Below are 14631 nucleotides of genomic sequence, written 5' to 3' on the forward strand. Positions count from 1 at the left end.
GCCGGTCGCATGATGCTCCCGGCGGGTCTCAGAGCGGCGGTAGCGCCTCCTCGGTCAGGCCGTGCGGCGCCGGAACAGGATAGTCACGGCTCCACCGATGAGGAGGAGCACAGCGGCGAGTCCGGCGAAGGTTGCCGTCTCGACACCGGTGTTCGCGAGGGAACCGTTCCCACCGACGGTGGACCCCACGGGAGTGACCGTGGTACCACCGCCAGCCGGCGGGGTGACCGGTGCCGCGATCGCGACCGCGAAGTCGGTCGGCGCGGAGAACGGCGAGGTGCTCTCCGGGACCACACCGCTGGCGCTGGCGGCCCGTGTGGCCGAGGCCGAGACGCTGTACGCGCCGTCGGCGAGTTCGACCGCGAGGGAGAACGTGCCGTCGGCCTGGACCGTCGTGGTCAGCGTGGCCGGAACCGCAACCGCAGCGGCGGACACGTCGGACTCGTCCAGAGCGGCCGTCTCGGCTGCTGTGGCGTCATCAGTGGCGGGGGTGATCACGATGGTGATGGTCTCGCCCGCGTCGCCGGTGCCGCTGATGGTGGTCGTGGGCGTGGTCACGACCGCGTCGGCGGCGGGCGCGACGATCGTCGGCGTGTTGGCGAGGCAGTCCAGCGTGACCGTCTTCGCGTCGAGGACGACCGGTTGGCCGGCGGCGTCCTCGGTGACGACCTGCACGACGGTCTCGAGGTCCTCGGTCAGCGACCAGGATCGGACCCTGGTGTCGCCCTCGACGACGGTGCCGCTCTCCACGACGGTGTCGCCGTCGAGGAAGGCGTACGGTGCGTCGGAGGTGCCGAGCGAGTTGTCGAAGGTGTACTCGACGCCGGGGATGGTGGGCACGAGGATGCCGCCCGTCGGGATCTCGCACGATGCGTCGCTGACGGCGCCGGTCGGTGCCGGGCCCGGTTCGCAGTCGAGGTCGAAGGTGGAGCTGGCGAGGACGACCGGGTCGCCGGCCGCGTCGACGGACCGGATCGCGGAGGTGCCGCTCTCGTTCGGGGTGAGGGATGCGGCGTAGCTTCGCGTCTCGCCGGCGGCGAGGGTGCCGCTTTCGACGACGGTGTCGTTCTTCACGAACTCGTAGTCGGCAGGACCGACGCCGGCGGAGTTGTCGAAGGTCCAGAGGAACCCGGGGGAGGGCGGGATGATGCCGCCGGAGGGGAGCAGGCAGCTGGCCTCGCCGATGGTCGCGACCGCCGCTGGGCTGGCGTTGGGTGTGCAGTTCGCGGTCTGGACGGCGCCGGCGATGACGCCCCCGGTGACGTCGATGACCTGGAGTGGTGTCGACGCGTCCTCGAGGACGGGGATGACGTAGTCGTCGCTCTCGCCGGGGGCGAGCGTGACGTTGTCGAAGAGGACGGTGCCGTAGTCCTGGACGATCTTGTAGGTGAGGTCGGTGGCGTCGTCGGCTGCGTTGCTGACGGTGATGCTCACGGTCGCGGCTGCGGGGACGGTGCAGTCGGGTGCGGCGATGGTTGCGGATGCTGGGAGGGCTTGGGCGGGGATGCCGGTGAAGACGACACCCGCGGCGCTGAGGGCGATGACGCCCAGTGCTGCGAGTGATCGTGAGAGCGGTGACGTCATTGTGCGATTGCTCCTTCGTTGGATGCGCAAAGCTGCGTGATTCGAGTTCGGAGCCGGGACACAGGTGGATTGGATGGAATCTGCAGGAATGTCGCGGTCCGTGTCCAGGAGGAATGCGCAGGAGGCCGCCCGCATGTCGGATGGTGATCGTCGGGCGATCGGAGGGCACCGGAGCGGGATCTGTGCGCTGACCGCATGTGCAACATCGGGGGTCGCCGATGTCAGGCGACCCGCAGCCGCGGCTTACCGCCCCGCCGCGGAATGCGGTGGGGATCGACGTGGGCAGGCGGGATGAACCAGGGCACGTGATCGCGCACGGTGACCTCCCATCCGTCGTTGTGGATGCGATGGTGATGGAATCCGCAGAGCAGGATGCCGTTGCTGAGGTCGGTCGGTCCGCCGCGGGACCACCACTGCAGATGATGTGCTTCGGTGTACGACGGTGGATGGGTGCAGCCGGTCCAGGCGCAGCCGCCGTCGCGTTCGGCCAGTGCGACCTTCTGTGCCTTGCTGAACAGCCGCGTGCCGACGCCGAGGTCGAGGACCTGGGACGGCCCGCCGAGCACCATGGGGATGATGCGGCCGTCCGCGGCCATGCGGCGGGCGGTTGCGGCGGTGATGGGCTCGGAGACCCCGTCGATGAAGGCCTTGCCGTCGGACCAGGGGCTGTCGTCGACGAGGTCTTCGTCGTCCATGCGGATGATGAGGGAGACCGGCGCGAGTTCCGTGACCGCTGCCTCGCAGCCGGCTGCGTGGCGGAACACCTCCACGAGGGCTTCGACGCGTCGTTCATCCATGGTGCGGGTGTCGGGCATCTCTGCGGCCGGGACGTAGGCGTCGTCGAACGGGTCCGCCGACGGCTGCACTGCACTCGGGTCTTCCGTGCCGGCCTCGTTCGCGGTCTGATCGGTGAACCGGACCTGCCGGAGGTGTTTGCCGACGACGGCGTCCATGGTGGCGCGGACCCACCCTGCGGCCTCAGGAGCGAGGAACACGCGAAGCTCGATCATGCCGTCCGGGAGCTCCCGCAGGGTGCAGCGCTGCTGCCGGCGGAGGGTGATCTCGCGGGGCACGGGGCCGTCCTGGTCGAGGCTCGTGCGGACGAGCCTCGCGAGGCTGTTGACCTCGGCGAGCGGTGCGCCGTCGCAGTGCTCGATGCCTGCGCACACGGCGCGGTGCACCCGGTCGGCGTCGACAGCCGAGCTGACGAGCCGCAGTTCGCGGAGGAGCGCGCCTGCGCCGTCGATACTCAGGGCAGAGCGGACAAGACGCGGCTGGTCTGTCGGATCGACAGCCTCGTGGTCGACGGTGCAGGTCGGTGAATCGGTCGCGGACAGCTGTTCGCAGGCGTTGGCGCCGGCGACGGCGGACCGGGGCTCGATGGCGGCGGCGATCTCGGGGCGGTCGCATTCGATCACGTCGCCGGTGAGGGCACGCTTCGGGGTGATGGCCTGGGCGACCGAGGTGATCGTGGCGGCGCGTCCGCGAGGGATGCGCCAACGTTCGGAGAGCATGACCGCGGGGGATGCGTATCCATGGCTGCGTGCCAGAGGATCGTGACCGACGATGCCGGACCGGGAACGCTCAGCGACTGATCCCATCACCCGCGCTGCCAGCACCTCCACCACGTGCTGCACTGCACCGAGTTGGTCGAGGACGCGGACCACGCCGGCGTCATTCATGCCGGCGAGTTGCTCGATGGCGTCGTCGCCTGGGCGGATCGGGTCGAGCGCCCCGGACCAGGTGCGGAGGAGGTCCGACATCGTCTCGCTCAGCGCACCCATCGGGTCGGCCGAGACCGGGCCGAGGGGGACGCGTGGGCTGCTGGACATGGATTCATCCAAACATGAGCCACTGACATTCGAGTCTCCGCGGAATTCTCTGCTGACCTGGCCCTTTTAAGCAACGTTTGTCGCCTCCGTGTCGTGGTGCGAGGCCGATCGGGCGCATTCCGCCGACGCCGAGAGGAGCACGGGCCGCTCGCCTACACTCGAGGGGTGCGCCCATTGACCGCTCGCGAGCAAGACCTGCTCCTCGCCCTGATCGCTCGTGGCTCGGCGGTCGGATCCGACGCGTCCATCGCCCAGTCGGACCGGGAGCGGTGGGCGGGGCAGGTCGCCGCGGCCAGAGTGCACGGCACCTGCGGGTGCGGCAGTTGCCCCTCGATCGAACTGGCGCCGAGCGACGAGGCCGACAGTGCGGGCCCGAGCCGCAGGACGGTGCTCGAGGCGAGCACCGACGACGCGTTCCTGCTGCTGTTCATCGACGACGATCGCCCGACATACCTGGAGCTGGCCCCCATCGGAGGCGACACGATCACCGAGTTCCCGCTGGTGGCCGACGTCGCCTTTTGAGAGGCTTCGGCAGGCTTGCCGGCTTCAGTCCCGCGTGCCGAACAACCCGTCCCCGTGCTTCATGAGGACCGCGTAGGCGTCGGCATAGTTGTCGGGGAGTGGAGCGCCGGGCTCGTACTTCGCGAGGAGGATGCCGATGAGGCCGAGCGCCGGTGGCGTCAGCGGACGCTTGCGGTCCTTCTCCCGATCGGTGCGTGCGTTCGCTTCGGGGTTCGGCGGCACGTAGGCGGGCGTCACCGTCGGCCACAGGACGGGCTGCCGCGGCGTCGTGAGATTGACGGCGTTGAAGATGCTCGTGGCGGTCCGGTCGCGTTCGGTCAGCGGGTCGAGGCCGTGCAGCTCGGCGAGCGTCTTCATGAGAGAGCCGTGGTGCATCTCGTCGTTGATGACGCTGCCGGCCTTCGTGTACGCCGAGACGACGATGGTGGGCACTCGGAGGCCCAATCGGTCGAAGCCGAACCCCATCTCGCCGGCCTCGGGCTCGCCGGACGGCGGCGTCGCCTTGGGCGGGGCGACGTGGTCGTAGATCCCGCCGTGTTCATCGAAGGTGACGAGCAGGACGGTGTTCATCGCGTTCGAACCGGTGGTCGACGCCCCGTCTTTGACCGCCGTGTAGACCTCGCCGAGCAGTTGCTCGCCGGCACGCATGTCGGAGTAGGCGGAGTCGAGTTCCGGATCGGCGTCGTTCCGGCCAGGGTTGTCGGGCCGCACCACCGGCGGGTGCATGTCGTTGTGGTCGAACACCATGCGCGGCTCGACGAACGCGTAGTCGGGCAGGTCGCCGTTCGCCGCGTCCTCGTGGAACTGCTCCATGCTGCGGAAGTTGCTCTTCCAGTACTGCTCGATCGACGGGGCACTGAGCAGGCCGGTGAGCGAGACGACCTGCTGCGCGTCGTAGTAGACCCGCCACGTCTTGCCGGCCTCCTCGAGCCGGTTGAACACGGTCGGGACGGCGGGGGCGCTCAACCATTTGCCGATGCCGTCGCCCTCGATGTTCGTGACGTAGCCGTGCGACGTGCTCGCGTGGAAGAAGGAGCGGTTGCAGAACGTCTGCGACGGGACCGCCGCGTACCAGTGGTCGTAGACGCCGAAGTTCTTGGCGAGCGTGGAGAGCACCGGCAGCATCTCGGGGGAGAAGCCGCCCATCACCACCGCGTACTCCTCGGGCGTGGGTTTCCGGCCGCGCGCCAGGGTGGAGTTGACGATGTAGTCCTTCACGAAGCCGTCGTTCGTGGGCGCCGAGGTGTCGGCCGGGAGGTTCCACGGTGACTGCAGCGGGTTGCGGAGGTCGCCGTTGCTCTCGGGATCGATCGTGCCGAACAGCTGGGTGTTGACGTGTGGGTAGAACTCGCCCGGGTCCGGGTCGGGCTGCGCCATGATCTGATCCGTCGGCCCGTTGTAGACGTGGGCCGGGACCGCTTCACCCGCCTCGCCGGGATTGCTGTAGTCGCCCTGCGCGAGGCCGTCGAAGGTCTGTCCGGCCGGCTCACCACCCGCGGGGTAGAGCCGGCCGAGCATGTGGTCGAAGGAGCGGTTCTCGAACATCACGACCACCACATGGTCGAACCCCGGTTCGTTGCGCTTTGGGAGCGGGGTGAAGCCGTAATCCTCCTGCGGGTTGGCGGCTGTCGCGGCCGCGATGCCCCCGGCGACCGTACCGCCCGCCGCGAGGCCGGCGACGCCGAAGCCTGCCGCGCGAAAGAAGTCACGGCGGGACGCGGGGCGTTTGCGGCTCGACGTGACGGCTTCGTCGCCGGTTGCTTCCCCTGCTGCGTCCGCGGTGCCTCGCTCGCCACCCTGTTCCATCACGTCGACCTCCCCGTTGGCGAACGGCTACGCCCGATGAACGTGACGATCGCGTTCTGGACAGCGTAGACGCGGACCGCTCACCAGGGGCAGCGGAGCAGGAGGTATGTCCCGATCGACGACGAAGCCGGCGTCACGCCCGCTGGTACTCGTGCACTCGCGCGCCGAAGAACGAGGACATCGCACCGACGCCGTTGAGGAATCGGTTGAACGAACGGGCGTGGAGCCCGCGGACGCGGACGAGGTCGACGAGGCCGAACGCGAGCCCACTAGCCGCGAGGTAGCCACCCTGCGCGAATGTCAGTGCAGCTCCGCGCTTCGTCACACCGATCCGTGCCAGGACCACGCCGTTCCGGAACGCCCGGCGGGACACCCATCGGAACGTCATCCGGTCGAGCGGAACCGGTTCGAACACCTCTGCCTGTTGGCAGTACTCGATGCCCACGCCCTCGCGGATCAGGTCGGCGAACAAGCGTGCGTCGCTGCCCCCGGTGGACGAGAATGATCGATCGAAGCGCGGCGCCCCTGCCCGCTGCCAATCCGCCCACTTGAGCAAGGTGTTGTTGGTCGCGGCGGCGGTCAGGCGCTCGCCGTCCCGATGTCCCGCACGTTGCATGAACCCGCCGCGAGTGATCCAGCGAGGGGTGTTCTCGGGGAAGATCGAGATGACCGGGCCGGTCACCACGCCTGCTGTCGATCGCTGGGCAGCATCGGCCAGATCGGTGTACCACCCGGCTCCGACGAACTCGTCGTCGTCGACGAAGATGATCGCGTCGTACGAACCATCAGCGTCCAGGAACACGTCGAGTGAGCGGTTCCGCGCCTCGGCGATACCGGGCTGAGACTCGAGGACGTACCGAACCGACGGGAAGGACTCCACCGTGGCCTCGGCCGAACCCGCCGGGTCGTTGTCGACGACCAGGATGTCCATCGTGTGTTCCGAGGCGTTGGCCGGGTCCAGCAGCGATTCGAGGAGGGTCCTGAGATCATCGGGTCTGCGGAAGCTGGCGATGGCGACAAGGGAGTGCATGAGCGGTCCTAGCGTTTCGTCGGGCCGGAGAGCGTGATGCCAGACCACAGGTCGGATGGGAAGGCGTCGATGAGTGGCTGTGCGTCCCACTCGATGGGGTCTGGGGTCTGTGCCAGCGCACCCTGCAGATCGCGGGCGATCGGGAACGAGTTCCGTCCCGTTCCGCCGTAGTAGTCCTCATACTTGAACATCGACTCGGCGGTGGGGGCGATGAGCGTCGCCGGGATGCCGAGACTCTCCGCGACGACCAGACCGTGCAACGAGGAGCCGACGACCCGCTCGCTCCGAGCGATGCGCTCGAGAATGGACACGAGGTCACCCGTGGGGTCGATGGTTTCCGGGTGCGCGGCCCATGCCGGGTGGTCGTGCAGGTTCGGCACGATCGTCAACGAGTGCTGCTTCTGCTCGGAGATGGAAGGCAGATGGTCGAACACGCGTGGGACCAGAAGGCCTGGATCGCCGAACACGCGTGTCGGCTGCAGGCCGCGGGCCTCGAGGAAATCGAACGTCTTCGGTCCTCGGACGGCTCTGATGTCGAGCCGATCGAAGGTGTGCTTGGACTCCGGCATCTTGCCGTTGACGCCGCTGCCCCAGATCGTGTCGCCGGCGTGCGCGAAGTGCAGGATGGAGCCGACCGCCACCAGACGATGGGGTGTCGCAGAAAGGGTGGCCAGCGCGGTCGGATCCGCGACCGACTGTTCCAGCAGCCGCTTCACGATGACCGGCCCGAGGAGATCGCCGAAGTTGTTCCGACGTCGCCCGAACGGGAGACGTGAACCGATTCTGCCCGAGAACCTCGGGACGAACGGGTTCCAGTGTTCGACTGCGACGCCGTAGACGTTCTCCGTCACCATGTGCTGACCTCCCGGTACACGTTCGCGTGGGATCGGGCGATCGACGTCCAGTCGCGAGACGTCATGTCGACATCGCCTTCGAGACCGTCCGCCGGGAGTTCGGCGACGGCAGCGGACAGTGCGTCACTCGTGAGCTCACCCTCGAAGAGCTTGACGAAGCTGCTGCCGAACTCGGTCCGCAGGTCGTGCGTGATCGGATTCGACGGGATCAGCACGGGGGTGTTGAGCGACAACGCGAGGAGCACAGCACCGCTGTTGTGCATGTTCTTGTACGGGAGGACGACCAGTCTGGCTCTGGCGATGGCTGCGGCCAGCTCCGTGTCGGGCACGTAGCGGAAGTCCGGCTCGATACGGGGATTCGCGTCGATCAGTTGTTGCAGGACTGCGGAGATGCCCGATGGGTCGGGTTTCCCGAGGATACGGAGGCGGTGGTCGGCGAGGTCATCGGCATGCGAGAACGCGGCGGCGAGCGTGTCGACGCCCTTGTACGAGCGGACGAGTCCGAAGTACAGGAGTTCCGGTCCGTGCTCCGGTGCGTGCTCCGGAACCAGATACCAGTCGCGGTAGTGACCGTGTGGAATGACGTACTGCCGCGAGCCCACCGGCAGCGGCGTGTGTGCGTTCATCGTGATCCAGGCGGTCGTCGACCGGTCGAACGCCTTCAGGATGAGTTGCTCGCCGGGCCAACCCGACTCGTGCGGGGCGAGATTGTGCGCGGTCCGCACGATGCGCGTGCGGCTGAAGCGCAGTTTGGCGAGCAGGAGCACGCTGAGCAGCAGGGACGTCGCACGCCGCAGCCGGCTCGGCCCGCGCGTGACCGCCTCCGGCCAATGGATGTGGAACACGTCGTACCGTGTCGTCAGTGCCCGAGGCCAGGAGAAGAACTCGACGGTCACGGACGGGTCCGCTCGCAGAGCATCGACCAACATGGTGACGAACGGGTTGATCTTGGTGGCGGACTCACGCACTGACAGCATCACTGTCGTGGCCCGCGGGGCCGTCGTTCCGGAGGGATTCGGCACGTCTCGGGCTGCAGCGGCGTCGGCCGGACGCTCCTTCCTGCTATCGCGCAAGTTGGTACGAGCCCTTCGTCACGATGCGCGCATCGACGCGGGGCGAGCTGCCGATCAGACCGAACAGGGTCGCGGCCAGCACCGCGATGAGGAGATACAGCACGAGACCCTGAGGGAAGAGGAAGATCCGCCACATCTCCGCCAGCCCGTACGCCACGACCGCGCCGGCGACGATGACCAGCGAGCGGAAGCGGGATGCGTAGCCCGCGAGGGCACTGGCGAGGAACACGGTCGCGAGGACATAGAACAACCCCCACCATCCGTAGTCGGCGTACGTGTCTGCAAACGCAGAGTTCGTCGTCAGGTTCGGAGCGACCTGCACGAAGTTGTCGAAGGATCCGAACGAGCCGAAGCGCTCCGGACGCAGGAACGTCGGCACGACGATTGCCGCTGCGGACACGACGTCGACGGATTTGGTGAAACCGCCGTTCGCGATCCCGTCCGCGACGCCGAGCGACGCTTGGAACGGTGCCCCCAGGTAGGCGGCCACCTGGTAGAAGTTCATGGACACCGGGTCCGTGATCCCGAGATTCTCGTAGAACCCGGCGTTGCGGTAGTAGTTGAATGCGACGAGCGCACCGAAGATCGCGGCGCCGGCGAGCGCGAGCGGTACTGCCTTGAACTTGATGTCACGTCGCAGCGTGATCACGATGAAGATCAAGACGACGACGGCCATGATGAAGGACAGCCGACTCGAGAACAGTGCACTCATGACGAGGAGGAGGACGTTCCAGATGGCCAGACTCGCCCTCCCGTGCCTGAACCGCCACACGTAGAGGGCGACCGGCGCAGCGATGGCGGCGGTGTATCGCAAGGTCGCGATGCCCGCGGATCCCCCGATGGATTCCTTCAACTGGTTCCCCTGCGTGGCGGAAAGCGCGTCGAAGATGTTGGTCTGCTGCTGGACCAGGTAGACGGAGTAGAGGACTCCGATGGTGGCGAAGACGGTGAGCGTCAACGAGAAGCGCCGGTCGAACCGCTCGGTGCTGGCGGCTTCGACGAGTCGCTCGCTCGGTCCGGCCATGACACCGAGGCGGAACCCGATCCACACCAGGGTGGCGGCGACCAGGTAGAAGCAGCAGAGGAGCACCCAGCCCTCGAACGATCCCTCGGCTCGCTGATCGAATCCCCGAAGCTGGTTGGAGGTGCCGGGTACCGACCACACCAGAGCGCTCACGAAGACCGGGGCGAGCAGATAGAAGAGCGGGTTCGTGAGCAACCGTTTGATCACGCCGTTCTCCTTCCCGTCCCCGCCGGCAGGCGTCCCCGGCAACGCTACTGCACGGTCGTTGGACGCGCGGCCGGGGGCCGAGGTGCGAGGTAGTGTCGCGGTCATCGATTCCCTCCCGCGGTGAACTCGATCAGTTCGCGCGCCTTGCCGGCCCAGCCGGCCGCAGCAGCCGCGGCCATACCGTCGGTGTTCGGGCTGGAGGAACCGGTAGCTGCAAGCAGCGCTTCGGCCGCGGTTCGCGCGTGGCCATAGGAGATGATGCCGGTCCCGGGTTCGTCGACCAGGACGTCTGTCGCGCGCGTCACCACGGTCAGACCCGATGCCAGGTATTCGTAGAGCTTCATGGGGCTCCTCCCACGGTTCACGGGGGCGTCGGACAGCGGCAGGAGCCCCACACGAGCGCGCCGGAGAATCGCCGGGATGTCGTCATAGCTGATCGCACCGTGCAGGACGATGTTCTCGGGCAGGCGCTCCTCAGGAGATCGTCCAGGCCCGAAGACGTCGAAGGTCCAGCTCGGTGTCTCGACCGCCATCTCCCGGACGGCGTTCCAATCGAACCGGTCGTCGAGTGCACCGATGTAGACCGCGCGGTCCTGGCGGGGAACCTCGTCGAGCGCTGCGAACCGGTCGAGTTCCACGCCGTTCGGCAGCACCAGCGAGGGGGTGGCGGTCGGAACGTCGAGCGCCATGAGGACGGCGCCGGACGTCGCGACGACCCGGTCGGCGGCGAGGACGGCCGCGCGTTGGAATCGTGCTTTGACACCGCTCTCGTAGAGATCGGTCGGGCGGTAGACGACCGTCGTCACCAGGCGCCTGAGCACCCTCGACCAGAGGGTGGGCTGGTCGACGAACGCGAGGTCGATCCGGGAGGTGCCGAAGGCCTTCGTGAAGATCGGCGAGAACGAGAGCGGTGCGACACCAGCGGGGGCGAGCGTCCGCGGAACCAGGTGCATGACGCCATCCGCGTCCGTCGTGATTCCGCGACGCGAGGCCTCGTCGCGCGTCGCTTCCCCTCGCTTGAGGACTCGGTGGGCGAGGGACACCGGCGTGGAGAGGTGCAGGACCCGGTGACCGAGCCGGGACAGCTCCCGGGCCAGGTGGTGGCTGCCGACTCGGAATGCTCCCGAGGCGTCGGTGTGACTGACGAACGCGATGGTCAGGGGCTTCGTCATGACTGTTCCTTCAGCGTCCGGGACACGAGCTCGGCCGTGCGGTCCCAGCTGTAGGTAGCGGCGAGAGGAACCGCGCTGGGCCGTTCGGACAGGGCGCGCTCCATCGCTGCGGCCCACGCGACGTCGTCGTGTGCGTCACCGACCGGGAACCCCTGCCCGCTCGAGATCTCGGCGATCGACTCGCAGCCTTCCCAGAAGATCACCGGTGTGCCGCACGCGATGCTCTCGACCGCGGGGAGTCCGAACCCTTCGACGAGCGACGGGAAGACGGTCGCAACGGCGCCACGGTACAGCTCGGCGAGTTCCGGGTCCGACAGCCCGCTGCACACCTCGACCCGGTCGGCGACACCGAGCTCGGTCGCGCGACGCACCGCACCCTCGCGGTCGTTCATGACCACGACGAGTCTCGCGTCGGGAACGCGCGCCAGGGCCCGGAACACCACATCGACGTTCTTGTGCGCTCGCAGGTTCCCGACGTAGAGGAAGTAGGGGGCGCCGTGGGCTGCTGCCGGTGCGTCTCCTGGATGGAATGCCTCGGACAAGCCGTTGCCGGCGTTCACGACACGGACGCGGTCGTCGTCCACCCACTCCTCGATCGCGCGCTTCGACGTCTCGGAGACGGTGAGCACCAGGCGGTTGCGGCGGATGATCGGCCGCAGGACGGTCGAGTAGTGCGCGAGGTAGACGGCGCGGCGACCGGTGGTCGGGTGCAGGTGGATGAGGTCGTGCACCGTGACCACCTGCGGCGAACGCGCGAGGAATCCGTTGTAGCCGGGGGAGTAGATGGTCTCACCGGCCGGCGTGCGGCGCACCCGCAGGAAGTCCTGGGGGTCCGACGGCTTGCCGCCCACCTCGAGCGCCGACCACTCGACGCTCAGCCGTGGGAGTACTTCGGACGCATAGCGACCGATGCCGTGGACGCCGCTCCACCTGGTGTCGGCGAGGATCATGAGGCGACGGTCCGATCGGTACCACTGGCGGAGACGGGATGTCCGACCCAGTTCGTGAGCTTGGTGGCGAAGGCGGCCGATCCGAAGAGGGCGTTCACCCGGTCCTGCGCGGGTGCCATGTCGACGAGCAGTGCGCGTTCGACGGCCTCGCGGAGCGTCGCGTCGTCGAGCGTGTCGACGACCACCCCGCCGTCGATGGCGAGCACGCTCTCGGAAGCCCCGCCCTCGGACAGCACGAGTGCCGGCGTGCCGAGGGCCATCGCCTCGACCGGCATGATGCCGAAGTCCTCGATCGCCGCGAACACCAGGAGGGAAGCGGCCTCGTACAGTGCGAAGAGGAGCTCGTCACTCGGCCTCGTCATGATGATGACGGGCACCGAGGCGGCGTCTGCGAGGGCCTGCAACTCGGCGTGCTGCGGGCCGGCGCCCGCCAGGACGACCGGCAGCCCGGCCAGTTCCCCGGCTCGGATCGCGACGTCGAGACGCTTGTAGTCGACGAATCGCGAGGCGCCGAGGACGTAGTCCGTCGGGAGCGTCGAGAACAGGTAGGCGTCCGCGGTGCTCAACCGATCGGCCCACGAGGGGACGCTCTGCAGGTACTCGACGCGGACAGGCGGGTGGATGACCTCGGCCTCGACACCCCAAGACCGTTCCATCCGCTGCCGGATGTAGTCGCTGTTCGCGGCGAAGGTCGCCCCGTCCTGCGCGCGCTTGCGATCGACCCGACGCAGCGCCGGTGCGAGGGCGCGAGCGGCGAGGTTCCCACCACGGACGTCGAGTTCCGGCGCCCAGAGGTAGCGGGCCGGCGTGTGCACGTAGACGAAGCGCTCGGGGCCGTCGACGGGCTGTCGTCCTCCGGCATGATGCGCGAAGGCGTGCGAACTGATGAGGACGAAGTCGGCGTCCGAGACGTCGGTCCGAGCCCAGGTGAGGGGCATGAACGGCAAGGCTGCCGCTTTGCTCTTGCGGAGCGGGGTGCGTGCAAGCCAGGACTCACTGACTGTGTGGCCGGGGAAGCGGTCCGGGGCGTTGCTCCAGAGGCAGTGGATGTCGGCGTCGGGATAGGCGGCGGCCATCGCGTCGACGACGTTCTCCGAGCCACCGTGGCGTTCGATCCACTCGTGGACGATGAGACCCGCCATCAGTGGGCTTCCTTGCCGGGCGCGACGACCGCCCGGATCGTGCGCCACAGGATGATGACGTCGCCCGTGAGGGACCAGTTCTCGACGTAGTACAGGTCGAGACGGATCGCGTCCTCCCAGCTGAGCGCGGAACGGCCGCTGACCTGCCACAGGCCGGTCATGCCGGGTTGCACGATGAGGCGACGCTTGGCCGCCGAGTCGTAGAGCGCGACCTCGCCCTCACGCTGCGGGCGCGGGCCGACAAGGCTCATGTCGCCCCGGAACACGTTGATCAGCTGCGGGAACTCGTCGAGCGAGAACTTCCGCAGGGTCGCGCCGACGCGGGTCAGGCGGGGGTCGTTCTGCACCTTGAAGAGCGGGCGGTCGCTGGTGCCCTGCTGCTCGAGGAGCGCGGCGAGCTCGGCGTCGGCGTTCACCCGCATGGAGCGGAACTTGAGCATGTGGAACGGCTCGCCGTTCAGGCCGATCCGCTCCTGCCGGTAGAGGACCGGACCGGGGCTGGTGAACTTCACGAGGAGGGCGACCACCAGCAGGATGGGCGAGGCCACGAGGAGGATCGCACCGGAACCGAGGATGTCGAACGCACGCTTCGAGAACCGCTTCCGGCCCTCGTATCGCGGGGTCTCCACGTGGATGAGCGGCAGCCCGGCGACCGGTCGCGTGTGGATGCGTGGGCCACCGACGTCGGTCAGGCTCGGCGCGACGATGAGGTGCTGGCGTCCGGGCTCGAGGCTCCAGCTCAATTCGCGCACGCGCACCGGCGTCAGTTCGTCGGAGCTGGTGATGATGACCGTGTCCGCGCGCGTCACCGCGATCGCCTCGAGGACGGTGTCCACCGTGCCGGACACGGGGATGCCCGTGTCGCCGAGGGTTCCACCGATCTTGCCCGTCGGTACACACGCGCCGACCACCCGGTAGCCAGCATCGGTGTTGCGGGTCAGTTCCTTGGCGATGTGCTCGGCGGACTCGGCCGAGCCGACGAGGAGGACGAGGGATGCGTAGCGCCCGTGCGCGCGCTGCACCGACAGCCACTGCCGCCACATCCACCGCGAGAGGAGGAGGACGAGGATGCCGAGGGGGAACGCGAGGAGGAAGTAGCCGCGAGCAAGGTCGAGCTTCACCAGGAAGGCGATGATCGCGATGATGCCGAACAGCCGGATGCTCGCGTCGGCGATGAGCCGGTACTCCGCGTTGCCGCTGCCCACCACGCGGTACTCGCGGGTGCCGAAGATGCGAAGGGTGACGAGCCAGGCGACGATGAGCGTGATCGAGATGACCGTGTAGTTGACGACCACCCGGGCCATGTCGAAACCGACGGACGTCGTCTCCTGGTCGAAGTCGAACCAGAACAGCTGGGTGCCGAAGACGATCCAGATGAGGACGATCGCGTCGGTCACCGCGAGTCGGCGCGCGTAGACGCGTCGCCAATCGCGCG

Annotated in this window: 12 protein-coding genes; 1 reads left to right on the forward strand and 11 read right to left on the reverse strand. The window is 68.1% G+C overall.

Features of this window, described 5'->3' with window-relative positions; genetic code table 11:
• Positions 1–54: 54 nt before the first annotated feature.
• Both ASF68_RS17925 and ASF68_RS17930 read right to left on the reverse strand, forming a co-directional pair.
• Positions 55–1584, reverse strand: coding sequence for an LPXTG cell wall anchor domain-containing protein (locus ASF68_RS17925; protein ID WP_056014352.1), 1530 nt, complete (start codon positions 1582–1584; stop codon positions 55–57).
• 221 nt (positions 1585–1805) lie between these two features.
• The gene (locus ASF68_RS17930; RefSeq protein WP_056014355.1) at positions 1806–3416 is read right to left on the reverse strand and encodes an HNH endonuclease signature motif containing protein; all 1611 of its coding nucleotides are present in this window, start codon (positions 3414–3416) and stop codon (positions 1806–1808) included.
• A 165-nt stretch (positions 3417–3581) separates the two neighbouring features.
• On the opposite strand from ASF68_RS17930, the gene ASF68_RS17935 reads away from it, so the two are divergent.
• Positions 3582–3938 (forward strand): hypothetical protein, encoded by a 357-nt coding sequence (locus ASF68_RS17935; RefSeq protein ID WP_157580606.1) that lies wholly within the window; start codon positions 3582–3584, stop codon positions 3936–3938.
• A 24-nt stretch (positions 3939–3962) separates the two neighbouring features.
• Here the strand turns inward: ASF68_RS17935 and ASF68_RS17940 are convergent, their stop codons facing one another.
• From ASF68_RS17940 to ASF68_RS17980, 9 genes are all read right to left on the reverse strand, one after another.
• Positions 3963–5744, reverse strand: coding sequence for an alkaline phosphatase family protein (locus ASF68_RS17940; protein ID WP_082498799.1), 1782 nt, complete (start codon positions 5742–5744; stop codon positions 3963–3965).
• 133 nt (positions 5745–5877) lie between these two features.
• Positions 5878–6774, reverse strand: a complete 897-nt coding sequence (locus tag ASF68_RS17945; protein WP_056014359.1) for a glycosyltransferase family 2 protein — start codon at positions 6772–6774, stop codon at positions 5878–5880.
• 8 nt (positions 6775–6782) lie between these two features.
• Entirely contained in the window at positions 6783–7628 is an 846-nt protein-coding gene (locus tag ASF68_RS17950) for a polysaccharide pyruvyl transferase family protein (RefSeq protein ID WP_056014362.1), read from the reverse strand.
• Positions 7622–8596, reverse strand: coding sequence for a glycosyltransferase (locus ASF68_RS17955; protein WP_157580609.1), 975 nt, complete (start codon positions 8594–8596; stop codon positions 7622–7624). The genes ASF68_RS17950 and ASF68_RS17955 overlap by 7 nt, the downstream gene beginning before the upstream one ends.
• A gap of 94 nt (positions 8597–8690) precedes the next feature.
• A complete protein-coding gene (locus ASF68_RS17960) occupies positions 8691–9932 on the reverse strand; it encodes an O-antigen polymerase (protein WP_056014368.1) in 1242 nt (413 codons plus the stop codon).
• A 101-nt stretch (positions 9933–10033) separates the two neighbouring features.
• On the reverse strand, positions 10034–11104 hold the full coding sequence (locus ASF68_RS17965; protein WP_056014370.1) for a glycosyltransferase: 1071 nt from the start codon (positions 11102–11104) through the stop codon (positions 10034–10036).
• The gene (locus ASF68_RS17970) at positions 11101–12054 is read right to left on the reverse strand and encodes a glycosyltransferase family 1 protein (protein ID WP_056014373.1); all 954 of its coding nucleotides are present in this window, start codon (positions 12052–12054) and stop codon (positions 11101–11103) included. The genes ASF68_RS17965 and ASF68_RS17970 overlap by 4 nt, the downstream gene beginning before the upstream one ends.
• The gene (locus tag ASF68_RS17975) at positions 12051–13196 is read right to left on the reverse strand and encodes a glycosyltransferase (protein WP_056014376.1); all 1146 of its coding nucleotides are present in this window, start codon (positions 13194–13196) and stop codon (positions 12051–12053) included. Before ASF68_RS17975 ends, ASF68_RS17970 begins: the two co-directional genes overlap by 4 nt.
• Complete coding sequence (locus tag ASF68_RS17980) at positions 13196–14593, reverse strand: sugar transferase (RefSeq protein ID WP_235522510.1); 1398 nt, start codon at positions 14591–14593, stop codon at positions 13196–13198. Before ASF68_RS17980 ends, ASF68_RS17975 begins: the two co-directional genes overlap by 1 nt.
• Positions 14594–14631: the final 38 nt, after the last annotated feature.

It is taken from the genome of Plantibacter sp. Leaf314 (genome assembly GCF_001423185.1).
Lineage (GTDB): Bacteria > Actinomycetota > Actinomycetes > Actinomycetales > Microbacteriaceae > Plantibacter.

Bases quoted from the DNA above. Each gene is read 5' to 3' on its own strand.
- ASF68_RS17925 (WP_056014352.1), bottom strand. From the start codon at position 1,584: ATGACGTCACCGCTCTCACGATCACTCGCAGCACTGGGCGTCATCGCC.
- ASF68_RS17930 (WP_056014355.1), bottom strand. From the start codon at position 3,416: ATGTCCAGCAGCCCACGCGTCCCCCTCGGCCCGGTCTCGGCCGACCCG.
- ASF68_RS17940 (WP_082498799.1), bottom strand. From the start codon at position 5,744: ATGGAACAGGGTGGCGAGCGAGGCACCGCGGACGCAGCAGGGGAAGCA.
- ASF68_RS17945 (WP_056014359.1), bottom strand. From the start codon at position 6,774: ATGCACTCCCTTGTCGCCATCGCCAGCTTCCGCAGACCCGATGATCTC.
- ASF68_RS17950 (WP_056014362.1), bottom strand. From the start codon at position 7,628: ATGGTGACGGAGAACGTCTACGGCGTCGCAGTCGAACACTGGAACCCG.
- ASF68_RS17965 (WP_056014370.1), bottom strand. From the start codon at position 11,104: ATGACGAAGCCCCTGACCATCGCGTTCGTCAGTCACACCGACGCCTCG.
- ASF68_RS17970 (WP_056014373.1), bottom strand. From the start codon at position 12,054: ATGATCCTCGCCGACACCAGGTGGAGCGGCGTCCACGGCATCGGTCGC.
- ASF68_RS17975 (WP_056014376.1), bottom strand. From the start codon at position 13,196: ATGGCGGGTCTCATCGTCCACGAGTGGATCGAACGCCACGGTGGCTCG.